This window comes from Ruegeria sp. CJ3 (assembly GCF_056536725.1).
Genome location: NZ_JBQFQE010000002.1, coordinates 279,565 through 302,843, shown reverse-complemented (window position 1 = coordinate 302,843; position 23,279 = coordinate 279,565). Strand labels below are relative to the sequence as shown.

Genomic DNA, 23,279 nt, shown 5'->3' with positions numbered 1-23,279 from the left:
CGCACCTGACAGCCGCGCCCGGGCGCGCTAGGGTGCGGCCATGTCGATCTGGACCAGAATAGCCGACGCGCTGAATGCGCTTGCGCAGGGCGAAAGCCTGACCGCAGTGTTTGAGAAACTGCGCACGCCGCCCGAACGCTCGGTGGCGTTTGCGATTGCCGTTGTCGCACTGGGGGCGAAGATGGCCAAGGCCGACGGTCAGGTGACCCGGGACGAGGTCACCGCCTTCCGCGAGGTCTTTCAGATCGCGCCCGAGGATGAGGACGGCGCGGCCAAGGTCTTTGACATGGCCCGTACCGATGTTGCCGGATATCAGGATTATGCCCGCCGCATCGCCCGCATGTTCGCCGAAGACAGCACCACGCTCTGCGATCTGATGGAGGGGCTGTTTCACATCGCCATGGCGGACGGGTTCTATCACCCCAACGAAAACGAATTCCTCGAAGAGGTCAGCCGCATCTTCGGCCAGACCGATGCGCAGTTCATGGCCCTGCGCGCGCGCTTTGTGCCGGATGCACCCAAGGACCCCTATACCGTGCTGGGCGTGGCGCGCGACATGCCGCTGCCCGAGATTCGCAAGGTCTGGCGGCAATTGGTGCGTGACACCCACCCGGATTCGATGATGGCTCGCGGTGTGCCGGAAGAGGCCGTGCGCCTGGCCGAGAAGAAGATGATCGACATCAACCGCGCCTGGGACGAGATCAACGGCGCCAAAGTCTGACCCATGCGGCTGGCGACCTACAATATCGAATGGTTCGCCAACCTGTTTGATCCGGATGACGCCTTGATCGCCGATGACAGCTGGTCAGGGCGTCATGATGTCACAAAGGCGCAGCAGATCGAGGCGATTGCCAAGGTTCTGACCGCGCTGGATGCCGATGCGATCCTGATTGTTGAAGCCCCCAATACCGGCAAGGTCCAAAACACCGTCCGCGCCCTGCAACGCTTTGCCGAGGCTTTTGATCTGCGCACCAATCATGCCGCGATGGGCTTTGCCAACGACACCCATCAAGAGCTTGCCCTGCTCTATGATCCCGGGGTGCTGAAGGTCCGTCATGACCCGCAGCAGGAAGCCGATGCACCGCGTTTCGATGGTGAATTCCGCATTGATCTGGATGTGGACGCGACCGAGGATCAGGTGCGGTTCTCAAAACCGCCCATGGAACTGGCGGTTGAAACGGCCTCGGGGCAAGCATTTCGCCTGATCGGGGCGCATCTGAAATCCAAAGCGCCCCACGGGGCCGGGTCGCGGGACGAGATGATACGGATTTCGATCGCCAACCGCCGCAAGCAACTGGCGCAGGCGATCTGGCTGTCCCGGCGGATCGGGCATCATATTGCGGCGCAACAGCCCGTGATCCTGCTGGGTGATCTGAATGACGGGCCGGGGCTGGATGAATTCGAACATCTGTTCGGGCGCTCTTCGGTCGAGATTTTGCTGCAGGCGGGGCTTTACGATCCCCATGCCGCGCGGGCGCTAGAACCGCGCGCCGGCTCGGTTCCGGCCACCGCCCGCTTTGCCCGCCCCAAGGAGGGGCGCTATCTCGAGGCGCTGCTGGATTACATCATGATCAGCGACGACCTGCGCGCGCATGGCCCGACCTGGCGCATCTGGCATCCGTTTCGTGACACCGCTTGCTGGGGCAACCCCGAGCTGCGCGAGGCGCTGCTGACTGCATCCGACCACTTTCCGGTGACGCTGGATATCGACCTGTAACCTTCCAACCAGGGCGGCCATCGCCTATACTTTGATCATGCGACACCTGATGCTGATCTGCGCGGTCTGCGCCGCAACGGCCCTGCCTGTCCAAGCGCAGGAGGACAATGGCAAATCGCTGATGGAGCGGGGGGCCGAGCTTTTCCTCGAAGGTCTGCGGCAAGAGATGGAGCCGACCATGGATGACCTGCGCGCTATGGTCGACCAGTTCGGCCCGGCCCTGCAGACGTTTATGCAGGAAATGGGCCCGGCGCTGGCGGAACTGGCAGATCAGGTTCAGGACTGGAGCGTTTATGAACCGCCCGAGATACTGCCGAATGGCGACATCATCATCCGCAGGAAACCCCGGCATGACCAACCCGATACACCCGATCCGCAAGAGACCCCGCCCGAGGGGTATACCGATATCTGACCGGGGCAGGTTCAGCCGCGCAGGATGACGCGCGGCGTGGCCTCAAGCGTGGCGGCCAGCGAGTTGAATCGGGCCTCGGCAACCTCGTTGAACAGCGGTTTGGCGGCTTTGGGCAGGCGCAGTTCGATCAGATGTTTCTTGGGATAAAGGCGCAGCTTGCCCATCGGCGCGTCATTCTGCATCCACAACATCGCGCCGAACCGCAGGGCCTTGCCCAGAACCTCGGCCTGTATCTGGCTCTTTTCGTCCAGCAGATCATAAAGGTCCGTGAACCGGTTCCCCTCGCGCTTGTTGCGATACCGGTGCTGCAGGGCAAGCCCGATGAAAATCCGTTCGGAATGCTTGATACCGCTCATATTGGCGCGGGTGACATATTCGAAACAGGCCTCGGCCCGATAATCGGGATGCGCGCGCCAGCTGACGTCATGCAGCAGACAGGCTGCCTTGATCAGCCGCACGCGATAGCCGGGGGCCGAGCGGAACAGGGGCGTCACGAAATCGAACAGATGTCGACCGAACCCGGGCAGGCGCGCATCCTTGGCCTCGGCAAAGCGGCAGGCCTCGATCAGCGGATCGCGGTCGCGCAGGCGTTGCGGCATCTGCTCGTACAACAACCCCTCGCGGATACCATAGCTTGAGACGGCGATGTCCTTGGGCTTGAAGGTGCGGATCAGCCGCGACAGCACGTCCATCGCATAAGGGATCAGTGCCATCCGCGATCCCGATACCCCGGCCAGCACCCGCAGCTCTTCGGGGTCGTTCTTTTCGACAAAGCGGATGGTTTCGTGGATCTGAGTATGGCTCATGCGGTATTCATGGAGAACATTCAGCGGATAGCCCCGGCGCAGCATGTCCAGCCGCGCAAAGGCGCGCCAGCTGCCGCCAACCAGAAACAGACGGTCGCGCTGGGGCCCCATCTTGGTACACATCTCTTCCAGCGCCGCCTTGATATGCGCCTTGCGTGCGCGCCGCCCGCCCTTGATGTCGCGCAGCTTGAGCGGCCCCAGCGGAGACGTCATGCGCTTGCCGACCTCGCCACCGCCGATCTCGGCCAGCTCGACCGAGGACCCGCCGATGTCGCACATCAGCCCATAGGCACCCGGCCAGCCCAGCAGAACGCCCTGCGCGGACAGCCGCGCCTCTTCCTCGCCATTGACGACGTTGATGGTCAGGCCGGTTTCCGCTTTGACCTTGGCGCAGAACTCGGGGCCGTCGCTGGCCTCGCGTACCGCTGCGGTGGCGACCGCGTGTAGCGCGGGGAGGCCCAGATTTCGCGCCAGATACTGAAACCGTTGCAACGCCGACAACGCCCGCTTGCGCCCCTGCGGGTTCAGGCGCCCGGTCTCGGACAGGCCCGCGCCCAGCTCGCACATCACCTTTTCATTGTAGAAATAGGCAGGCGACCGCGCCGCGCCGTCAAAGATCACCATTCGCACCGAGTTCGAGCCGATATCGACCACCCCCACACGCGACAGCGCCCGGGCCCCGGGATCCTGAAACAGGGGCGTGCCCAAAAGTCCCTGGTTGGGGAAATCAGTATCGGCGGTCTCGGTCATGGTGTCCCCAGATGTTTTGCGCCACAGGATGCGGGATCACCCCCTGTGCGGTCAATTGCAGGCATCCGAATGTTCAGGTTCCGTGTTCAGCAGGCGCACGGCCAGCGCCCGGGTGATGTCGCGCTTTTCGGTCAGCGCGATCGTGTCCAGTTGCGCCACAACCTGTGCTGCGGTCTCGAAACTGCGATCCATGTGCTTGACCAGATAGGCGATCACATCCGGCCCCGGGCTCAGTTGCCGGTCGGTAAAGAGCTTTGCCAGCACCGCCCCCAGCAGCGCATCATCCGGCCCCTCAAGCGCCACGTGATGCGCGCCCTCGACCCGGCTTTGCAGATCGGCCAGCGGCAGGCTCCAGTGCCGAGGCGCGCCGCGCCCGGTCATCAGCAGGGTGTGCCCCTCGGCCAGAACCAGATTGTGCAGGTGAAACAGGGTTTTCTGCTGCTCGGGATCGGCGGCGATCACCGGCACGTCCTCGACCGCGACCGGCCCGTGCGCCAGATCGGGCACATCGTCATAGCGCAGGGCTGCGGCCTGCACGATCCGCCCCCCGGTTTCAGCCGCCCAGACATGGGCCAGGTGGGTCTTGCCCGACCCCGCAGGGCCGCTCAGCACCAGCTTGTTGCCAGGCCAGGACGTGGCCGAGATCATCGCAACCGCCAGCGCATTGGCGGGCGAGACAAAGAAATCCTCGCGCCCCAGCGCGGTGATGGATGGCAGGTCAAAGCTTAGCTGCGTGGCCATTTATTCGTCGTCCTGCTGCAGCCCTTCCAGCCCGGTATACAGCCGGCTGCCCAGATATTGCTCGGTCGCGAACCGCGCCAAGACGCCCAGAGCGGCGGCAACCGGAACGGCGACCAGCATACCGACAAAACCGAACAGCGCGCCAAACACCGACAGCGCCAGCAGCAGCCAGACCGGGTGCAGGCCAACCGAACTGCCCACCAGTTTCGGGGTCAGGAAATTGCCCTCGGTCACCTGTCCGATGGCGAAGATACCCGCGACCATCCCCACATGCGCCCAATCGCCCCAGAACTGAAACAGCGCCAGCCCGATGGCCAGCGTGCCCCCGATCAGCGCGCCCAGATAGGGGATGAAGGTGACCAGCCCGGCGATGAAGCCGACGATCAGGCCGAATTGCAGGCCGACCAGCATCAGCGCCACCGCGTAGTAGGTGCCGAGGATCAGGCAGACCGTGCCCATGCCGCGCACGAATGAGGCCAGAACCGCGTCGATCTCACTGGCCAGACGCTTGATCGTGGGGGCGTGGTCGCGGGGCAGCAGCTCTCCGATCCGGGCGATCATGCGGTCCCAGTCCATCAGCATGTAAACGGCTACGACCGGCACGATGACCAGCAAAACCACCACGTTGATCGCCGAGCCGAGCGAGGTCAGGACCCCTTGCAGCACATCTCCGGTCTTGGATTTCAGCGTATCCCCGAATGAGACCAGCATTTGGTGCGTATTGGATTCGCGGTCCAGAAGTGCCGGAAATTGTTTCTCAACAAACGCGCGCAATTCCTTGAAAAGACTTGGCAAGATATCGATCAGATCCAGCAGCTGTGTGATCAGGGCGGGCACAACCATCAGGATCATCAGCACAAAGCCCAGCACGCCAACGACCGTTATGATGCCGGTGGCCGCCATGCGCGACAGGCCCAGCTTTTCCAGGCGGTCCGCGACGGGATCAAGGAAATAAGCGATCGCCCCGCCGATCACGAAGGGCAACAGAACGTCGCCCAACAGGTAGAGAAGCACCACAAAAACCGCGGCGGCGATGCCCCAGTATCTGAGCTGATCCTTCACCGGCAAAGCCATGGCGCGTTCCCTTGTTGCACAGCGTTGTCGCGTTCTTGGCCCATGACAGCGCGCGATGCAAGTGGTTCATGGGCTGCGGGTTTTTGCGCCTCAATCGTGCAGCGTTCCCAGTTCCGGCGTGGTGCGGTCGGCGGCCTCGTCGGGCCAGTTGGTGCGCCAGATCTCGGCCGACCAATGGCCGCAATGCACTGATGGCCGGTCAAAGCCGGGAAGGGCGGCCAGCAAAGGCGCGACCACCACGTCGTGGCGAGGCACCGCGAAATAGGGAAAGGAATAGCGCTCGCGCCCCGAGCGATTGACCACGCGATGTGGGGTCGATTTCAACCGCCCGCCGGACCAAAGCTCCAGCATGTCGCCGATATTGACGACGAAGCCTCCGGGCGGGCAGTCGGGCGTGATCCAGCCGCCCTCGCGCGTTTGCACCTCAAGACCACCCACGGGGTCGGGGGCGATGATGGTTAGGGCATCGGTGTCCTTGTGCGGATGAATGCCATAGCCGCCCTCATCCGGCGCCTGCGGAGGGTAGTGCAGCAGCGTCATGTTGGTCATCGGGTTCCGGAACGCGCCGCGCAGCGTTTGCGGCGTCAGACCCAGACCGGTTTCCAGCGCATGCAGCAACAGATCAGCTACCCCGTCCAGCTGTTGCCAATAATCGAGGATGATATCGCGGGCCTGTGGTACCTCAACGGGCCAAAGGTTCGGGCCATAGAGCGTACAGTCCTGCCGGATTGGCGCATCTTCGGGCACTTCATGGTGCAGCTTGTATCCTTCGTATTTATCCGCCTTGCCCGAGCCATCATTGGGTGAGAAAAACCCCATCGGGATATACCCGCGGTAATTCTCGCGGGTGATCGCCTGATCCCATTTACGCTCCTCGTCGACTTCAAAGATCGTGCGGACGACCTGCCGGACCCGATCTACAGTGTGCCGAGATATCCCGGTTCCTGTGATCGACAGAAACCCGATATCAGTACAGGCCTCCATGATCTGCCGGACGGTCCGGTCATAGGTCGCACCTTTGGGATCGTACAGGGGCGTGATGTCGATGATCGGAATGTGCTGCATCAGCTGATCCTGACCCCTTGGCGCTCCAGTTCCTTGTGAACCGGGGCAAGGTTCATGCGGTCAAGCTCCTGATTGCTGCGCAGCGACATGACAGCAGCGATGCCCGCGCCCTGACCCATGACTGCGCAGCAGGCCATGTTGCGCGTCGCCGCATGAGCCACCCGATCCGCCCCGTGCGAGCGGCCCGCGACCAGCAGGCCCTTGATCCCTTTGGGCAACATCGAGCGATAGGGGATCTGCATATACCGCCCCGTTGTCGGCAGGATCAGGATGCCATAGCCGTCGATGAATTCGGGGTAGATGCCGATCGTATCCTCGAACCGGCCCTGATGGCGGGCGTCATCCTCGGTCATGTTGTAAACCGCGTCGATCTTGCGGGTGTCGCGGATGCCGATGGTCATGCCGAAATTCCGTAGCCGGGCGTTTTCGCACCCGGGCATGAAGCGCCGCAGGGCCTCGATGGCCAGCATGGACTGACGCCGCCCTTCGATCTCGCCGCGCGTCATACTGTCGGGATCGGTGCCGTCGATCTGATCCAGATGGATCAGGTTCATATAGGTCAGCTCTCCGGTATCGTGCATCGCGCCCCAAGTGCCCGCAATGGTGTTCAGATGCGGCGGGATCAGGCCCTGATCGATGGCCTGCTGAAAGGGCTTGTGCACGAAGGGCGAGAACATATCGTCCTCTTTGCCCGAGGTCTCGATATTCCACTCACCGCCGCCACCCCAGTCCTTGTAGGTCTGCGGATCAGCCTTGACGCCCTCCATAAAGGCGCGTTTGTCGACACCGGCCAGATGAAACATGACCGAGGCCGCCATCATCTTTTCCGGCGCGGTCTTGTGCGTCGGCGCGCCCGCGCGATGGGCCACATCCGCATCACCCGTGGCGTCGATGACCACGCGGGCCAGAATCGCCTCGCGTCCGGCCTTGGATTCGGTGATGACACCGGTGATACGGTCGCCTTCCATGATCGGAGCGACGAATTGACGGTGCAGCATGGGATGCACGCCAGCCTCCTCGATCAGACGGTCGGCGACCAGCTTGAACCCTTCGCTGTCCAACTCATAGCTGAGCGATTGGCTTTCCGGCACCGCCGCGCCCATGTCCTTGGCGCGGGTCTCGAACTCCATACCGATGCCGCCCGCCTCGACCGTCTGTTCGTGGCGATACCAGGCAAAGCCTTCGACGCCGACGGCGGTGATGTTGCCGCCCATGCAGCCGAACCGGTCCATAATCGCGACCTCTGCCCCGGCACGCGCAGCGGCCAACGCAGCAGCCAACCCGGCAGGGCCCGAGCCCACGACCAGAATGTCGGTTTGGTGAACAACTGGAATCTGCCGGGCGGGTTCGGTGATGGTCTGCATCGATGCCTCGTGTTTTGCATTCCCGCTAGCTTTGAGAACCAGAGGAGATGGGTCAATCGGAAAACCGACTGCCGCAACGTCGCAAAAACACCAAAGCATGATTGCCCCCGGCGGGGCTTTGGCATAATCACCTAAAAGCGAAATTTTCACCTTTAAGGTTACACGATGCGCCTCAGCCGTTACTTTCTGCCCGTTCTCAAGGAAAACCCCTCCGAGGCCCAGATCGTCAGCCACCGGCTGATGCTGCGCGCGGGTATGATCAAGCAGGCGGCTGCCGGGATTTATTCGTGGTTGCCGATGGGCTTCAAAGTGCTGCGCAAGCTGGAAAACATTGTGCATGAGGAACAGGCGCGGGCCGGTCACATCGCGATCCAGATGCCGATCCTGCAATCGGCGGACCTGTGGCGCGAATCCGGGCGGTATGACGACTACGGTCAGGAAATGCTGCGGATGAAAGACCGGCATGACCGCGACATGCTCTATACGCCCACGGCCGAGGAACTGGTGACCGATATCTTCCGCGGTCATGTCAGCAGCTACAAAGACCTGCCGCTGACGCTCTACCAAATCCAGTGGAAATTCCGCGATGAAATCCGCCCGCGCTTTGGCGTGATGCGGGGGCGCGAGTTCTACATGAAGGACGGCTATAATTTCGACCTGACCAAAGAGGACGCGCTGCATTCCTACAACCGCCATCTGGTCAGCTACCTGCGCACATATGAACGTATGGGCCTGCAAGCCATCCCGATGCGCGCTGATTCCGGGCCCATCGGTGGTGACAACACGCATGAATTCCTAGTACTGGCCGATACGGGCGAATCCGAGGTCTTCTACGACAGTGCTGTTACCGATCTGACCTTCGGCGATCGTGAAATCGACTATGACAGCCGCGAACAGTGTCAGGCGATCCTCGAAGAGTTTACTTCGAAATACGCCCGCACGGACGAAACCCATGATGAGGCGCTGTTCAACCAGATCCCCGAGGACCGCCGCCGTGTAGCGCGCGGGATCGAAGTGGGGCAGATATTCTACTTCGGCACCAAATATTCCGAACCTCTGGGCGCGACGGTCCAAGGCCCCGATGGCAAGCCGGTTCCGGTGCATATGGGCAGCCACGGTATCGGTGTCAGCCGCCTGATTGGTGCAATCATTGAGGCCAGCCATGACGACAAGGGCATCATCTGGCCCGAAGGCGTGACGCCGTTCCACTGTGGAATCGTCAATCTGAAGCAGGGCGATGATGAGGCGGATGCGGCCTGTGACAAACTCTACGGCGCGTTGACCGCGCTGGGGCTGGAGCCGCTTTATGATGACCGCAATGAACGGGCAGGGGGCAAGTTCGCCACGATGGACCTGATCGGCCTGCCATGGCGGATCACCGTTGGCCCGCGCGGTTTGAAGAATGGGGTTGTTGAACTGACCTGCCGTCGCACCGGCGAAAGCGAGGAACTCAGCCCCGAGGCGGCTGTGACCAAAGTCGCAGAAATCTACCAAGGCATCGCCTGATCCGGGCGATGCAGGCTTGGCGTCAAAAGATCAGGACGTCGGGCGCGCTGTCAGGATGTCCCCGTCCGCGTCGCTGCCACGTGCGACAACGATCGGGCGTCCCATGCGCCGCACCAGATCGCGCAGCTCAAAGCCGAGGAAGCGCAATCCGCAGATGCGTTCTCCGGTCGTGTGATCGCTGATGCACAGGCGGCCCTGACGAAAGGCCAGATGATAGCCTTTGTCCTTCAGAATGTCGGCCAGACTGGCCCAGCTGACTGCGCTGCTGAACAAGGGCCGGATCGCTGCGCGCAGCAATGCGGCGCTTTCACAATCCAGTTCCGTTGATGCCTGACGGGCCAAAATAGGGCCCGACCCTTCCATGTGTTCCTGAATACCCATTGAGCGTACCTCCGCTCTTACTCACAAAATGTGTCCCCCCAAAAATAGGGTACAATATTTCCTGTATTAATCAATTTGCGAAATAATATTGCGCACCTAATGTTGCCGTTGTGACTCAGTTGGGCCGCTAACCATTCACATTGACTTCATAGCTGAAACAATAAGGCAGTGTCTGTGAAATGCATCACAACCCTTGGTGGTTCTGAGGTGTCGGCCATTCTCGCATTGAAAGAGCAGCGCTGATCGATTCGGTGTCGGACGGCAGTATGACGACCGCTTTACCCGCTGATCTGCCAACTCCCGCCCCAAGCGCGAGAACCGGCTTGACCCTCGGGCGAAATGCCGAAAGGGTCGCGCCAAACCGATACCCCCGAGGCACCATGGCCAAAACACCCCCGCCCTTTGCCCCATTTGAATGGAAAATCGCCTGGCGCTATCTGCGTGCCCGCCGCGCCGAGGGGGGTGTCAGCGTGATGACTTGGATATCGCTGATCGGGATAACGCTGGCGGTGTTTGCGCTGATCGCCACGCTGGCCGTTCGGTCCGGGTTCCGGTCGGAATTCGTGGGCACCATTCTGGGTGCGAACGCCCATGTCACCGTGTTCTCAGCCGGAGAGGTCAACGCGCAAGGACGGCTGGATCGCACCATCGCCGATTTCGACGGCATGGCGGACCGGATCGCGCAGGTGCCGGGGGTTGAACGTGCCGCGCCGCAGGTTAAGGGGCAGGTCCTGATCACCAATGCCGACCGCAGCGCCGGGGTGCAGGTGTTCGGCATCCGCCCCGATGATTTGGCCGACCTGCCGGGGATTGCGGAAAGTGATCAGGCTTATGGCGACCTGTCGCGGTTCGCGGATGGCATCGCCATCGGCTCGGGCGTTGCGCGGTCCATCGGGGCCACGGTGGGGGATCGGGTGAAGCTGACCTCGCCCAACGGGGTCAAGACCGCCTTCGGGACGTCCCCGCGCGTGAACGCGTATGAGGTCGTCTATGTCTTTTCCGCCGGGCGCTATGACATCGACCGCACCCGCGTCTACATGCCTTTCACCGAGGCGCAGAGCTTCTTCAACCGCGAAGGTGTGGCCGACGAGATCGAAGTGATGGTCGACCGCCCCGAGGACCTCTCGCCTATCCTAATCCCGATCCTCGAAGCCGCTGGTGAGCGCAGCCAGATCTGGACATGGCAGGACGCCTCGGGCGGGTTCCTGCGCGCGCTGGAGGTCGAGGACAACGTGATGTTCATCATCCTGTCGATCCTTGTGCTGATTGCGGCGATGAACATTGTCTCGGGCCTGATCATGCTGGTGAAGAACAAAGGCCGCGATATCGGCATCCTGCGGACCATTGGCCTGAGCGAAGGGTCGGTGCTGCGCGTCTTCTTCATCTGCGGCGCTTTCACCGGCATCATCGGGACGGCGATGGGGGTCATTCTGGGCTGCCTCTTCGCGATCTACATCGATCCGATCTTCTCGTTCGTGAACTATGTCATGGGCGGCGGCGTCTGGGATCCCTCTATTCGTGGTATCTATGCGTTACCGGCAGAGTTGCACCTGTCCGACGTCCTCAAGGCCATCGCCCTATCGCTGGGCCTGTCTTTCCTTGTCACCTATTTCCCAGCCCGCCGCGCGGCGCGGCTGAACCCGGTCGAGGCGCTGCGCTATGAGTGATGTGACACTGAAGCTCGACGGCCTGACCAAGACCTACCTGCAGGGCACCCCGGGCGAGGTTCAGGTGCTGCGCGGGGCCGATCTGGAGCTGCGCGCGGGTGAAGCCGTGGCGCTGGTTGCCCCCTCGGGCGCGGGCAAGTCCACGCTGCTGCATATCGCGGGTCTGCTGGATACGCCCGACACGGGAACGGTCGAGATCGCGGGGCAGGGCGCAACCGGTAAAGGTGACCGCACCCGCACCGCGATCCGGCGGCAGGACGTGGGGTTTGTCTACCAGTTCCACCACCTGCTGCCCGAGTTCACTGCGCTGGAAAACATCGTGCTGCCGCAACTGGCGAACGGTACCCCAGAGAAGGCTGCGCAGGACCGCGCGATGCAATTGCTTGATCGCGTGGGCGTCGCTGCGCGCTCAGGTCATCGACCGGCTGCTCTGTCCGGCGGTGAACAGCAGCGCGTTGCCTTCTGCCGGGCGCTTGCCAACAGACCGCGTGTTCTGCTGGCGGATGAGCCGACGGGCAATCTGGACCCCGAAACCTCGGATCAGGTGTTTGCCGCGCTGATGGCACTGGTGCGGGACGAGGGGCTGTCGGCGCTGATCGCCACCCATAACCTTGATCTGGCGGCGCGGATGGATCGGGTGGTGCGGCTGGACGGGGGCGTGCTCAGGCCAATTGCGTGATCGCCACGCCAAGCGCCATTACCGCGATACCCCCTGCACGCATCAGCGTCAGCGGTGTGACCTGCGCGCCGAACAGGCCGAAATGGTCTATCGCTGCCGTGCTGATCAACTGACCCAACAGCACGAAGAACACCGCATTGCCCACCCCGAAATGCGGGGCCACATGGGTGATCGACAGCACGTAAAATGCAATCAGGACCCCGCCCAACAGCAGATGCTTGGGGGCCTGCGTGAGTTTTGCGAACGCCTCGCCTCCGCCAAGCACCAACAGCGCAAGGGCCGAGGCGACAAAGGCGATAGCAAACAGAATGACCGCCGCCGCGTTGGGCGATCCGATCAGCCGACCCAGCGCGGCGTTCAGCGCGGCGAGGATGGGCACCCCGATCCCGGCGGCCAGCATGATGGCTGCGTATTGTGTCATGGACTTGTACCCCTGCGCCGGTTCCGTTGATCTGGATCATTGCGCCCGCGGGCCCTTCGGGCAAGTCTTGATCTGCAAGGCGGAAGGGAGAAAAGCGATGTTACGGTCGATACTTGGCGCAGTCTGGCTGGCTGTTTGCATTCTGCCGCAGAACGCGGCGGCGCAGGATGTCGAAACCGGGGCCGAGCTGTATCAACACTATTGCGCCACCTGTCATGGGCTGGATGCCACCGGACACGGGCCAATGGCTGGAGTGCTGGTGATCCAACCCTCGAACCTCAAGGCGCTGGCGGATGCGGATGGTGTCTTCCCGACCGCCCGCGTGGTGGCACGGATCGATGGGCGCGACCCTCTGGTCAGCCATGGCAGCCCGATGCCGGTCTATGGGCCGTATTTCGAAGGCGATGACACCGCGATCAAGACGCCTGCCGGGCAGCCGATCCTGACCAGCAAGCCCATCGCCGATCTGGTCGCCTATCTGAAAACCCTGCAAGAGGGCTGAGCCTCAGCGGCAAATCCCCTCGACCTCGGCCCCTGCCCAGGGCAGCAGCACTTCGTTTTCGCGTCGGCTGCCCGGCAGGGTCGCCACATCAAAATGCGCGCTCAGCATATCGTGCAGGCGCTTGGTGCGCGGCGCGTCGGGGTCCAGCGCGCGGCAGCAGACATATTCCTCGACAATCGCACCCTGCTGCTCGAACCCGTAGGCCAGAAAATCGGGCGAGGTGCTGAGATCAAACAGATAGGGATCGTCCGTGCGGCCATGCTCGGCCGCTGCGCGCAGCGGGTGATAACCGGTGGTCTTGCGGTTCTGCCACTGCCACACATGGGTGAGCTCATGCGCCAGCAGCATGGCGGCGATCAGATTTACCCGCTCGGGGTATTGCGCCATGTAATCGTCCAGATACCAGTCGCGGGTGAAATAGACCCGATTGAACAGCGCTACACCGGCGGGTTTGCCAGTCACCGTTTCCTCTTTCACCGGCGGCAGGATGCGTTCCCGGCAGGCCAGCCGGGGCCGGGCCTTGCGCGTATAGGTGATCGCCGCGACCGGAGCCCCCTCGACCAGACGCACGCGATCAAGATTCAACGTGTCGCCATGCAGCCTTGTTGCAAAGGCGCGTTCATGCTCGGTCAGAGGGCGACCGCAGGATGCAAAAAACAGCAGGATCAAAATCAGCAGGGGTCGGACCATGAAACAAAGCCTAATGCACCCGCCCCGCTCTGCAAGCCGTTTTCAGAGGCTCATCGCAAGAACCCGGCTGATTTCCGTCAACGAGCGCCCGGACTGATCCATCCATGTATTGAACGCGCCCTGAACCGCCGACATCGCCTTTTTCGAGGTTGCGGGCTTGTCGATCACCCCTTCGGCGATCAGTCGCGCGGTCACGTCGCGTGACAGGATGAAACTGTCACGCCCGGCAAATCGCATGGCATATTGTGCCGAGGCCCCACCCAGCCGCGACCCGCGTTTGCTCAGCATCGTGAGCAAGCCAATGTAATCCTCGGACGGCCAGCCGCCCAGAACCTGTCCCGCACCGCCTTCTTCGCGCAATTCCAGCAGGAATGCCGCGTTGTCACGCACGGCGGCAATCTTGGTGCCGTTGCGTACAATCCTTGTGTCTTGCAGAAGGGCGTCAAACTTCTCGTCATCCATAAAAGCGCAGCGTCCGACATCGAAGCCGTCAAACGCGGTTTCGAAACCGTCCCATTTCGCCTCGATGACCTTCCAGTTGAAACCCGCCTGAAATACGGTTTTGGTGATGGTCGACAGCCACCGATCCTCGGGCATTTCGGCCAGCTCGGCGACCGGTTTGGGCCGCTCCAGCTTGGCCTCCAGTGCCTCGGCACCGCCATGGCGTTTGGCTGCCATCTCAAAGATGTCGTCGAAGTGATGCATGGCCTGATCCTTCCGTTGTGCAAGGTTGGGCTGGTTTGGGCCTGTCTGGCAAGGGTGAACGTGACGTTGCTGCGGCGGCTGTGTTTTATAATTGACTGGTCAATCAATATCTCTAACCTAACCGGATGAACGGTACCGGGCGCAGATGATAAAGTGCAGACAGGACCGGGAGGGAGGGCAGAACCAGGACCGGCGTGGAATGTCGCAGCCGGAGTGGCGGTTCCCTTTTCCTTTCCGTCCGAATGTGTGCATGTTGCGATAGGTGTCGTCACCATGAATTTCCCCGCTCGGGCCATCGCGTCCCGGCAGGGGCAAGCAGAATAAAACAGGGAGAAATGTAATGAAAAAGTTAAGCGTAAGCCTTCTGGCCATCGCCGTCGCCGGATCGGCCCACGCCGCCGACATGGGCGCAGTGGACGAGCCGATCAAGCTGGCGATCAACGAATGGACCGGCCAGCACGTCACCACTCATGTGGCAGGAGAGATGCTGAAAGCCGCAGGCTACAACGTGGAATACGTGACTGCTGGCATGATGAATCAATTCCAGGCGCTGGCTGATGGTGACATCGACGCAACGCTGGAAATCTGGTCGTCCAACGTGTCCGACGAATATGCCAAGAAGATTGACGAAGGCACCGTAGTCGAGATCGGCGATCTGGGCCTCGACGCCAAAGAAGGCATCGCTTACCCGGCGCATGTCGCCGACCTGTGCCCGGGCCTGCCCGCATGGGAAGCGCTGAAAGACTGCGCGCAGGTCTTTGCCACGGCGGAAACCCTGCCCGGAGGCCGTCTGGTTGATTATCCCGCCGATTGGGGCACCCCGGGCGCGGATCGCATGACGGGTCTTGAGCTGCCGTTCAAAGCGGTTCCTGCAGGGTCCGAGGGCGCGCTGATCGCCGAACTTCGCGCCTCGACCGAGCGCAATTCGCCGCTGCTGATCACCTTCTGGCAACCGCATTGGGCGATGTCGGCTTATGATGTGCAGTTCGTTGAATTGCCCGCAGGCGAAGAGGCCTGCTTTAACGATCCGGCATGGGGGCCAAACCCGAACGCGGTCAACGATTGCGACTTCTCGCCCTCGCGCATCTTCAAGGCCGGTTGGAGCGGCATGGCCGACAAATGGCCTGCCGCCTATGAAATCCTGACCAACTATCAACTGGCGGTCGAAGACCAGCAGCCGATGATGGGCGCGATCGATGTCGACGGCGGTAAGGTCGAAGAGGTGGTCGCTGCTTGGATGGCCGAGAACGAGGGCAAATGGCGCCCCGTCGTTGACGCGGCGACCCAGTGAGCTGACATCAGTGACTGACGCAAACACGCCAGCCATCGCCTGCCGGAATCTCTGGCAGGTGTTTGGCCCCGGCGCAGACAAGGCCCTGACCGACGCGCTGTCTCGGTCAGGGAATGACGCCGACCAAGCCGCCGCCAATCTGCGTGAAGGTGGGTACATTCCCGCCGTTCAGGACGCCAATTTCGAAGTGCATGAGGGCGAGCTGTTCGTCATCATGGGCCTGTCCGGCTCGGGTAAATCGACGCTGATCCGCTGCATCTCCCAACTGCTGCCCGGCACGGGTGGCGAGATTCGTGTGGATGGCGAGAATGTCATGGGCGCGTCCAAGAAGGTTTTGACCGATCTGCGGCGCAAGAAGCTGGGGATGGTGTTCCAGCATTTTGGCCTGTTCCCGCATATGACGGTGGCCGAAAACGTGGCCTATCCGCTGCGCGTGCAGGGTATCGGCAAAAAGGAACGTCTGGCCCGCGCGCAAGAGGTGGTCTCGCTGGTTGGTCTTGAAGGCCGCGAAGACAGCTTCCCCCGGCAGCTTTCGGGCGGTCAGCGGCAACGCGTGGGGATCGCGCGCAGCCTTGCTGTAAACCCGGACATCTGGTTTCTGGACGAGCCATTCTCGGCGCTCGATCCTCTGATCCGCCGCCAGTTGCAGGATGAATTCCTGCGCATTCAGGCGACGTTGAAGAAATCCATCGTCTTCATCACTCATGACATTCAAGAGGCCCTGAAACTGGCCGACCGTATCGCCATCATGCGCGATGGCAAGATCGTTCAGATCGGCACGCCCACGGATATCGTGCTGCGTCCGGTGGACGATTATGTTCGCGAATTCTCGAAAGACGTGGCCAAGGGCCAGCACGCCAAGGTCGCCTCGGTCATGCGGGATGAGGCCGAGTGCGGACCGGATGATCCCGGTTTGACGACCGGTATGACGCTGGACGCGGCATTGGCGCATTGCATGGAATTGTACGAACCTGTGCCGGTGCGGGATGCCGAGGGTAATGTCGTCGGCACCGTACACCCCTCTGATCTGGCCGCCGCCCTGCAGGTGGACGAGACATGACGGCGCTGGATATCCCTGCGCAGCAGGCGCGCCTGACCGCAGGAGCGCAGGCGGCACTGATCACCGTGATCGTCGGCGCGGTATGTCTGGCGCTGGAAGGCGTAGCCCCGTGGCTGGTCAAATGGCCCGCCGCATGGGAACTGCCCGCAACCCAATGGGTCGGGGCGTTTCTCGACTGGTTCCTGAACGGTATCAAACCGGCCATGCGGCTGTTCTCGGATCTGATGACCTATCCGATGAATGCTGCCAACTATGTGCTGGGCAGCACCCCTTGGCCAATCCTGATCGGTATCGTCACCGCGCTGGGCTGGTATCTGGGCGGGCTGCCGATGGCGGCGCTGGGCTTTATCGGCCTCAGCTTTGTGCTGGCCTCGGGCTATTGGGCCGAGAGCATGAACACGCTGGCCCTCGTCGCCGTCTCCGTGCCCGTGGCGCTGATCATGGGCGGCGCGATTGGTATTCTTGCCAATGAAGTGCCGCGGGTGAAATCCTTTGTGCAGGCCGTGCTGGACATCATGCAAACCGTGCCGACCTTTGCCTATCTGACACCGCTGTTGCTGCTCTTTGGCTTTGGCCCGGTGGTCGGGTTGATCGCTTCAGCCATCTACGCCGCACCGCCCATGGCGCGCAATGTGATGCTGGGGCTGGAACGGGTGGAGCCCGAGATCAAGGAGGCCGCCATCATGTCCGGCGGCACACGGTTTCAGCAGCTATTCCAAGTCGAAATCCCCGCCGCCACCACGCAGATCATGGTCGGTGTGAACCAATGCCTGATGGCTGCCCTGTCCATGGTGATCATCGCCGCCGTCATCGGGGGGTTCAACGACATCGGTTGGGAGGTCCTACTGACCATGCGCAAGGCGCAGTTCGGCGAATCCCTGATGGCGGGTCTGGTCATCGTCGTCTTTGCCGTGGTGATCGACCGGATGAGCGGCACTCTGGCGACCGAGCGCAAACGCTATGACAGCCGAGTGGTCTGGGTGATGCTGGGCTTTGCGGTGCTGTTCACCGCCGCCTTCTGGGCGTGGCTGCCGAACCCGTCCGAACTGACCGTTCTGGACCCGATGGCCGCGGCCATCGACAGCGGCCTGACAGCTTTCACGCAGGCCAATGGGCCGTGGCTGGACGCGCTCAAGAACAACTCGCTGTTCTATGTGTTGCTGCCGCTGCGGATCGGGCTGGATCAGGCGGTGCTGCCCTTCACATGGGGCTTCGCATGGACGCCGACGATGAGCTACGGCCTCTTTGCCGCTGCTGCCGCAATCGCGCTGCTGATGGCATGGCGCGGGCATCTGACCGGAGGGCTGATCGTTCTGATCCTGATCGGAATGCTGGAGACCGGCATCGCCAACCTGCCATGGCCCTTCGTCCTGACCGGCGCTGCTGCGCTGGGCTGGGTTGCGGGTGGCTGGCGTCTGGCTGCGCTGTCGGTGGGACTGCTCTGCACCATCCTCGTCTCGGGCCTTTGGGAGCGCGCGTTGCTGTCGCTGTATCTCAGCGGTGCGGCGGTGTTTTCCTGCGCTGTGGTCGGCGGGCTGATCGGTCTGGCCAGCGCGGTCTGGAAACCGGTCTGGACCATCGTGCGCCCGATCTGCGACATGCTGCAGACGATCCCTCTGTTCGTCTTCCTGATCCCGGTGCTGATGGTGTTCCAGATCGGAGAATTCTCGGCCTTCCTTGCTATCTGCGCCTACGCCATTGTCCCGATGATCCGCTACACGCGGCACGGGTTGGTCAATACGCCGGATGAGATGATGGAGGCCGCCATCTCCAGCGGCGCGACCGAGTGGCAGATCATGCGCGACGTCCGCGCGCCTTATGCTGCGCCGACCATTCTGCTGGGGCTGAACCAGACCATCCTCTATGCCTTTGCGATGCTGGTGATCGCGGCGCTGATCGGCACCACTGGTCTCGGCCAGTCGATCTATCTGGCGCTGGGGCAGGCGGATGTGGGGCTTGGCATCTCAGCCGGGGCAGCTATGGCCATCCTCGCGCTGATCGCCGACCGTATGGTGCAGGGGTTTGCGGAGGAACGCCGCAAAGCGCTGGGCCTGTAAAACAGGGCAGGGGCGGACAGCCGCCCCTTTGCCCTCACTTGATTTCGGACAAAGACCGCTACGGCCCGAAGGCCTAGACCGGGCGCAACACGTTCGGAGACACTCATGACCGGTTGGGGCTTATTCCTCGCAGCGCTTGCCACGTTCCTGCTGAGCCACATGATCCCCGCCCGCCCAGCGGTGCGCGGCTGGCTGATCGGCACGCTGGGACGCACCGGGTATTTCGCCGCCTATTCGCTGGTCTCGCTTGCCGTACTGGGCTGGCTGATCATTGCGGCGGCCAAGGCGCCTTATGTCGAGGTCATCCCACCGCTCACAATCTTCCGCTGGCTACCGCTCCTGATCATGCCGATTGTTTGCTGGTTGGCCATCGCGGGTCTGTCGATCCAGAACCCGTTTTCCTTCGGCGGGCTGGGGAACAGCCCTTTCGATCCCGACAACCCGGGCATCCTGCGCACCACCCGTCATCCGATCCTTGTGGCGCTGATGCTGTGGGCCGTCGCGCATCTGCTGGCCAATGGCAGCCTGTCGCATGTCATCCTGTTTGGCCTCTTCGCAGGCTTCGCCGCGATGGGCATGGCCCTGATCGACCGCCGTACGGCCCGCACCATGGGGGCGGACTGGCCCCGTCTGTCCCGCGACACCGCGCGCCTGTCTTTGCGCGCGCCCCGTCCCTGGCCGCGCCCTTGGGTCTGGCTCATCACCTTTGCTGCTTACGCGGCTCTCCTCCACCTGCACGAAGCTGTGATTGGGCTTTCGCCACTGCCGTGAAGGCGTAGAGTGGTCGAACCTGTCATCGCGTGCTATCTGAAACGTAACACTTTGAAGTCTTGAGGTCCTAAAATGCATCTGGCCTATGTCACAACCACCGATCGCGGCGCGACCGACCGCCTGCTCAGCGCCTTTGCCGAGGCTCTGACCGATGCGGGTACCCCGCTGGCCGGCGTGGTGCAAACCAACACCGAATGCGCCGAAGGTTATAAATGCGATATGGACCTTAAGGTGCTGCCCACCGGTGAGACCATCCGCATCTCGCAATCGCTGGGCAAGAATGCGCGCGGCTGCCGTCTGGATACGGGTGAACTGGAGCGCGCCGTGGGGCTGGTCACGCAATCGCTGGACAACGGCCCGCGCCTGCTGATCATCAACAAGTTCGGCAAGCACGAGGCCGACGGCCGCGGTTTCCGCCCGCTCATCGCCGATGCGCTGGAACGTGGCATTCCCGTCCTCGTCGGCCTGAACCAACTGAATATCGACCGCTTTCAGGACTTCGCAGGCGGGATGGCCGAGGCACTGGACCCTGACCTTGGCAGCCTGACCGACTGGCTGGACACCATCGCACAGACCGGCGCGCAGCGCACTGCATAGGCGCGCGCGCTGCGACGGATCGGTGTCAACCGCCGAGGCTCACGAAATTGTGAAAAAGCTGGACTCGTTTCCCGGCATCAGGTCTAGAGTCGCCCAGTGAAGCAATCCGGTGGTCCGACGAGAGAAGGGCGCGCCGGTCGGATCGGGGCGCGCCATGAACCACATCCAGACGGGTTCGTACCCTTCACCCTTGTCAGATGTGCAGGGGCTGGCGGCGACCGATCGGTTCTGGCTGTCGCTCTTTACCGGATATTTCATTCTGCACGTCATCCTGCGGCTCGCCACCGGCGGCGCGCTGGGCCTGGACGAGGCTGAGATCCTGCTGGATGCCCGTCGTCTCGATTGGGGCTACGGTCCACAACTGCCGCTCTATGCCTGGCTGCAATGGGCGGTGTTTCAGATCACCGGCCCGGGTATTCTGGGTCTGTCGCTGCTGAAGAACGGGCTGCTGTTGGCGACGGCGCTGACGCTCTATGGGACGCTCCGCAGCCGATGGGTCCCGGCGCTGGCGGGGCTGTCGGTCCTGTCGCTGCTGATGCTCTATCAGATCAGTTGGGAGGCGCAGCGCGCTCTGACCCATACGGTTCTGGCCAATCTGTGCTCGGTCCTGACATTTGCGGTTCTGTGGGGCCTGATCCGCAAACCGACCACAGCGGGTTTTGTCCTGCTGGGTATCGTAATGGCAATGGGAGGGCTGTCGAAATACAACTACCTCATCGCGCTTGCGGCGATGCTGCTGGCAGTCTTCAGCAACGCGGAAACGCGCGCGCCGATCTGGTCGCCGCGGTTGCTGATATCGGTCGGGATCGCGGCGGTTCTGCTGGCGGGGCCCGTGCTTTGGATCGTAAATCATCCGGATATGGCCTTTGGCAGCGCCCATAAGCTGAATATGGCCAGCGATGGCCCCGCCGCACTGATCGCGGTACAGGGCCTTGCGGAACTGGTGTTGGCCGCGCTTGGCTTCGTGTCGCTGCTGGCTTTGGTTCTGGGCGCGCTCTGGCTGCTCTATCGGCGTCATGGCATGGTTGTGGCTGAAAAAGACTTGCTGCGTCTCATGCAACGGCTTCTGTTCTGGGCGATGGTCCTGCTGGCGGTTCTGGTGGTCGTCAGCGGCAGCACCAATTTCAAGGATCGCTGGCTGCAACCGGCTCTCATATTCGCAGGTCCGACCCTGACCCTCTGTGTGCTGCCCAAGACCGGGGCCATCGGCGCGCACCGCTTTGCCCAGATCAGCGCCGCTTTTGCCGTCACGATCGGCGCTGCCATGCTGCACCACAACCTTGCCGCAGACGCCAAACGCGCCGCGCCCTTCGCCGTGCTGACCCCTCAGATTCTGGATTACGCTCCACCCGGCAGCGCCATCGTTGCCCATAACTGGCTGGCGGGAAACATGGCCTATCTGGCCCCCGGCCGGGCGATCCATAACGAACGCGGAATACGACCGTCGGGTCCGGTCCTGCGGGTGTGGGAGGCGGATCGGAAAGCCCCGAAAGACGTCGATCCGGCCCGCATTATCACCCTGACCGCCCCCTACCGGTTTGACGAGAACGAGATGATGTCGCTGTCTTTCGCGCCGGTCGCAAAATAGCCCTGGTAACGGTCCGAAACAGTGCAGATTGTCTGGGAAGAAGATGGTGGGCGACCCTGGAATCGAACCAGGCGTGCGTCTCCGCGAGGGAGTTACAGTCCCCTGCCACACCTTGCGGCCTGTCGCCCACTGTCAGGCGTTGCACCTGACGTGGAGGCGTGATTACTAGCGCGTCTAAAGGGCGTCAACAGGAAAATACTGCTTTGACGCAGGAAACCGAATTCCCGGCCCGGAGGCCCGTGACATGAAAAAACCAAAGTGGGTCGTTGAGAAGGAGCAGGCGCGCAAAGCCGCCGCGTCCGAGACCGTCTGGCTGTTCGGATTGCACGCTGTGCGCGACGCTTTGATGAACCCAAACCGGCAGAAACTGCGCCTGATCGTGACCCGCAATGCGGGCGACAAGCTGGCGGAAGCCATTGAATTTGCAGGCATCACACCTGAGATGGCCGATCCGCGCAAGTTCACCGCGCCGATCGATCCCGGCTCGGTCCATCAGGGGGCCGCGCTCGAGGTCAAGCCGCTGGATTGGGGCGGACTGGCCGAGAATTGCATTGGCCGCGAAAACCCGCGCGTGCTGCTTCTGGATCGGGTGACCGACCCGCATAACGTAGGGGCGATTCTGCGCTCGGCCGAGGTGCTGGGGGCCAGTGCGGTGATCGGTACACGTCACCATTCCGCCCCCGAAACCGGCGCGCTGGCAAAAACCGCCAGCGGTGCGCTGGAACGCCAGCCCTATCTGCGGATGCGCAATCTGGCCGACACCATCATCGAGCTGCAGAATATGGGTTTTCTGGTTCTGGGCCTCGACGGCGAGGCGGACCAGACTATTGAGACCGCCCTGCAGGACAAACGCGACCGCCCGGTGGCGCTGGTGCTGGGGGCCGAGGGGCCGGGGCTGCGGCAAAAGACCAAGGAGACGGTGGATCAGTTGGTCAAGATTGACGCGGCGGGCGGATTTGGGTCACTCAATGTCTCAAATGCTGCCGCAATTGCCCTATATGCGTCTCAGCACCGATGACAGGAGGCCCCCATTTCCACGCCGCATAAAATCGCCACCTGCTGCTATTGCGGCACCCGCGCTGCGCTGGTTCTGAAAGGCAAGCAGCAGCATGAACTCAGTTGTGCCAGTTGTGGCGCGCCGCTGCATAACCTCAAGATGGTGCCCAAGGCCAAGCTGGGATCGCGCAAATACAAACCCGCGCGGAAACCCGAAAAACAGAAGAAAAGGAAGAAAGGCCTGTTCTCGCGCGTGATGGACGAGGCTTGGGATGTGATCGAGGATGTGTTCGATTAACAGCCGTTCACAACGGCGTCATGGGGGTTTCGGGCGCTGCCCGGAATATGCATTTTAGAGGCTTCAAATCTCGAACCAGTGAATCACCATATGCTGTCCCGACGTGCCTTTGTTACCAGTCTGTCCTGTCTTGTTGCCGCG

24 protein-coding genes and 1 tRNA gene are annotated in these 23,279 nt (G+C 62.2%); 15 read left to right on the top strand and 10 right to left on the bottom strand.

Annotated elements, in window-relative coordinates:
• Nucleotides 1-40: 40 nt before the first annotated feature.
• Genes ACR0J1_RS04625 through ACR0J1_RS04615 form a run of 3 tightly spaced genes read left to right on the top strand, consistent with a single transcriptional unit; the run spans nt 41 to nt 2,129 of the window.
• A complete protein-coding gene (locus ACR0J1_RS04625) occupies nt 41-721 on the top strand; it encodes a TerB family tellurite resistance protein (protein WP_480730927.1) in 681 nt (226 codons plus the stop codon).
• A gap of 3 nt (nt 722-724) precedes the next feature.
• Nucleotides 725-1,717: an endonuclease/exonuclease/phosphatase family protein gene (locus ACR0J1_RS04620; RefSeq protein WP_480730925.1), complete on the top strand. Its 993-nt coding sequence runs from the start codon at nt 725-727 to the stop codon at nt 1,715-1,717.
• A gap of 49 nt (nt 1,718-1,766) precedes the next feature.
• Complete coding sequence (locus ACR0J1_RS04615) at nt 1,767-2,129, top strand: hypothetical protein (protein WP_480531161.1); 363 nt, start codon at nt 1,767-1,769, stop codon at nt 2,127-2,129.
• A gap of 11 nt (nt 2,130-2,140) precedes the next feature.
• On the opposite strand, the gene ACR0J1_RS04610 is transcribed toward ACR0J1_RS04615, so the two are convergent.
• The 5 genes from ACR0J1_RS04610 to ACR0J1_RS04590 all read right to left on the bottom strand — a co-directional run bounded on the left by ACR0J1_RS04610 (nt 2,141) and on the right by ACR0J1_RS04590 (nt 7,929).
• Complete coding sequence (locus ACR0J1_RS04610; RefSeq protein WP_480531163.1) at nt 2,141-3,685, bottom strand: Ppx/GppA family phosphatase; 1,545 nt, start codon at nt 3,683-3,685, stop codon at nt 2,141-2,143.
• A gap of 51 nt (nt 3,686-3,736) precedes the next feature.
• Nucleotides 3,737-4,426 carry a P-loop NTPase family protein gene (locus ACR0J1_RS04605; protein ID WP_480730921.1) on the bottom strand — a complete coding sequence of 230 codons (690 nt, stop codon included), beginning with the start codon at nt 4,424-4,426 and terminating at the stop codon, nt 3,737-3,739.
• Nucleotides 4,427-5,500, bottom strand: a complete 1,074-nt coding sequence (locus tag ACR0J1_RS04600; RefSeq protein ID WP_480730919.1) for an AI-2E family transporter — start codon at nt 5,498-5,500, stop codon at nt 4,427-4,429.
• Nucleotides 5,501-5,590: 90 nt separating this feature from the next.
• Nucleotides 5,591-6,565, bottom strand: a complete 975-nt coding sequence (locus tag ACR0J1_RS04595; RefSeq protein ID WP_480730917.1) for an isopenicillin N synthase family dioxygenase — start codon at nt 6,563-6,565, stop codon at nt 5,591-5,593.
• Nucleotides 6,565-7,929, bottom strand: coding sequence for an FAD-dependent oxidoreductase (locus ACR0J1_RS04590; protein ID WP_480730915.1), 1,365 nt, complete (start codon nt 7,927-7,929; stop codon nt 6,565-6,567). Before ACR0J1_RS04590 ends, ACR0J1_RS04595 begins: the two co-directional genes overlap by 1 nt.
• A gap of 165 nt (nt 7,930-8,094) precedes the next feature.
• On the opposite strand from ACR0J1_RS04590, the gene proS reads away from it, so the two are divergent.
• Entirely contained in the window at nt 8,095-9,435 is a 1,341-nt protein-coding gene (proS, locus tag ACR0J1_RS04585; protein ID WP_480730913.1) for a proline--tRNA ligase, read from the top strand.
• 30 nt (nt 9,436-9,465) lie between these two features.
• Here proS and ACR0J1_RS04580 read toward each other — a convergent pair whose 3' ends face one another.
• Nucleotides 9,466-9,816, bottom strand: coding sequence for a hypothetical protein (locus ACR0J1_RS04580; protein WP_480730911.1), 351 nt, complete (start codon nt 9,814-9,816; stop codon nt 9,466-9,468).
• A 380-nt stretch (nt 9,817-10,196) separates the two neighbouring features.
• Here ACR0J1_RS04580 and ACR0J1_RS04575 point away from each other — a divergent pair, with 380 nt between their 5' ends.
• On the top strand, nt 10,197-11,483 hold the full coding sequence (locus ACR0J1_RS04575) for a lipoprotein-releasing ABC transporter permease subunit (RefSeq protein ID WP_480730909.1): 1,287 nt from the start codon (nt 10,197-10,199) through the stop codon (nt 11,481-11,483).
• Nucleotides 11,476-12,162 (top strand): ABC transporter ATP-binding protein, encoded by a 687-nt coding sequence (locus tag ACR0J1_RS04570; RefSeq protein WP_480730907.1) that lies wholly within the window; start codon nt 11,476-11,478, stop codon nt 12,160-12,162. Before ACR0J1_RS04575 ends, ACR0J1_RS04570 begins: the two co-directional genes overlap by 8 nt.
• Here the strand turns inward: ACR0J1_RS04570 and ACR0J1_RS04565 are convergent.
• Nucleotides 12,146-12,583 carry a DMT family transporter gene (locus tag ACR0J1_RS04565; RefSeq protein WP_480730905.1) on the bottom strand — a complete coding sequence of 146 codons (438 nt, stop codon included), beginning with the start codon at nt 12,581-12,583 and terminating at the stop codon, nt 12,146-12,148. The genes ACR0J1_RS04570 and ACR0J1_RS04565 overlap by 17 nt on opposite strands.
• A 97-nt stretch (nt 12,584-12,680) precedes the next feature.
• Between ACR0J1_RS04565 and ACR0J1_RS04560 the strand changes: the two genes are divergently transcribed.
• The gene (locus ACR0J1_RS04560; RefSeq protein ID WP_480730903.1) at nt 12,681-13,085 is read left to right on the top strand and encodes a c-type cytochrome; all 405 of its coding nucleotides are present in this window, start codon (nt 12,681-12,683) and stop codon (nt 13,083-13,085) included.
• Nucleotides 13,086-13,088: 3 nt separating this feature from the next.
• Here ACR0J1_RS04560 and ACR0J1_RS04555 read toward each other — a convergent pair whose 3' ends face one another.
• Both ACR0J1_RS04555 and ACR0J1_RS04550 read right to left on the bottom strand, forming a co-directional pair.
• Complete coding sequence (locus ACR0J1_RS04555; RefSeq protein WP_480730901.1) at nt 13,089-13,775, bottom strand: hypothetical protein; 687 nt, start codon at nt 13,773-13,775, stop codon at nt 13,089-13,091.
• Nucleotides 13,776-13,817: 42 nt separating this feature from the next.
• Entirely contained in the window at nt 13,818-14,480 is a 663-nt protein-coding gene (locus ACR0J1_RS04550) for a DNA-3-methyladenine glycosylase I (protein ID WP_480730899.1), read from the bottom strand.
• Between the two features lie 340 nt (nt 14,481-14,820).
• On the opposite strand from ACR0J1_RS04550, the gene ACR0J1_RS04545 reads away from it, so the two are divergent.
• The 6 genes from ACR0J1_RS04545 (at nt 14,821) to ACR0J1_RS04520 (ending at nt 21,844) form a co-directional block, all read left to right on the top strand.
• Nucleotides 14,821-15,771, top strand: a complete 951-nt coding sequence (locus ACR0J1_RS04545) for an ABC transporter substrate-binding protein (RefSeq protein WP_480730897.1) — start codon at nt 14,821-14,823, stop codon at nt 15,769-15,771.
• Between the two features lie 10 nt (nt 15,772-15,781).
• A complete protein-coding gene (locus tag ACR0J1_RS04540; RefSeq protein ID WP_480730895.1) occupies nt 15,782-16,831 on the top strand; it encodes a quaternary amine ABC transporter ATP-binding protein in 1,050 nt (349 codons plus the stop codon).
• Nucleotides 16,828-18,888, top strand: a complete 2,061-nt coding sequence (locus tag ACR0J1_RS04535; RefSeq protein WP_480730893.1) for an ABC transporter permease — start codon at nt 16,828-16,830, stop codon at nt 18,886-18,888. The genes ACR0J1_RS04540 and ACR0J1_RS04535 overlap by 4 nt, the downstream gene beginning before the upstream one ends.
• A 105-nt stretch (nt 18,889-18,993) precedes the next feature.
• On the top strand, nt 18,994-19,659 hold the full coding sequence (locus ACR0J1_RS04530; protein WP_480730891.1) for an NnrU family protein: 666 nt from the start codon (nt 18,994-18,996) through the stop codon (nt 19,657-19,659).
• 72 nt (nt 19,660-19,731) lie between these two features.
• Nucleotides 19,732-20,256, top strand: coding sequence for a DUF2478 domain-containing protein (locus tag ACR0J1_RS04525; protein WP_480730889.1), 525 nt, complete (start codon nt 19,732-19,734; stop codon nt 20,254-20,256).
• 154 nt (nt 20,257-20,410) lie between these two features.
• Nucleotides 20,411-21,844 carry a glycosyltransferase family 39 protein gene (locus ACR0J1_RS04520; protein ID WP_480730888.1) on the top strand — a complete coding sequence of 478 codons (1,434 nt, stop codon included), beginning with the start codon at nt 20,411-20,413 and terminating at the stop codon, nt 21,842-21,844.
• A gap of 44 nt (nt 21,845-21,888) precedes the next feature.
• On the opposite strand, the gene ACR0J1_RS04515 is transcribed toward ACR0J1_RS04520, so the two are convergent.
• Nucleotides 21,889-21,972: transfer RNA gene (locus tag ACR0J1_RS04515), tRNA-Tyr, on the bottom strand.
• Between the two features lie 116 nt (nt 21,973-22,088).
• Between ACR0J1_RS04515 and rlmB the strand changes: the two genes are divergently transcribed.
• Entirely contained in the window at nt 22,089-22,862 is a 774-nt protein-coding gene (gene rlmB, locus ACR0J1_RS04510) for a 23S rRNA (guanosine(2251)-2'-O)-methyltransferase RlmB (protein ID WP_480730886.1), read from the top strand.
• A gap of 138 nt (nt 22,863-23,000) precedes the next feature.
• Nucleotides 23,001-23,138, top strand: coding sequence for a hypothetical protein (locus ACR0J1_RS04505; protein WP_480730884.1), 138 nt, complete (start codon nt 23,001-23,003; stop codon nt 23,136-23,138).
• The last annotated feature ends 141 nt before the right edge of the window (nt 23,139-23,279 follow it).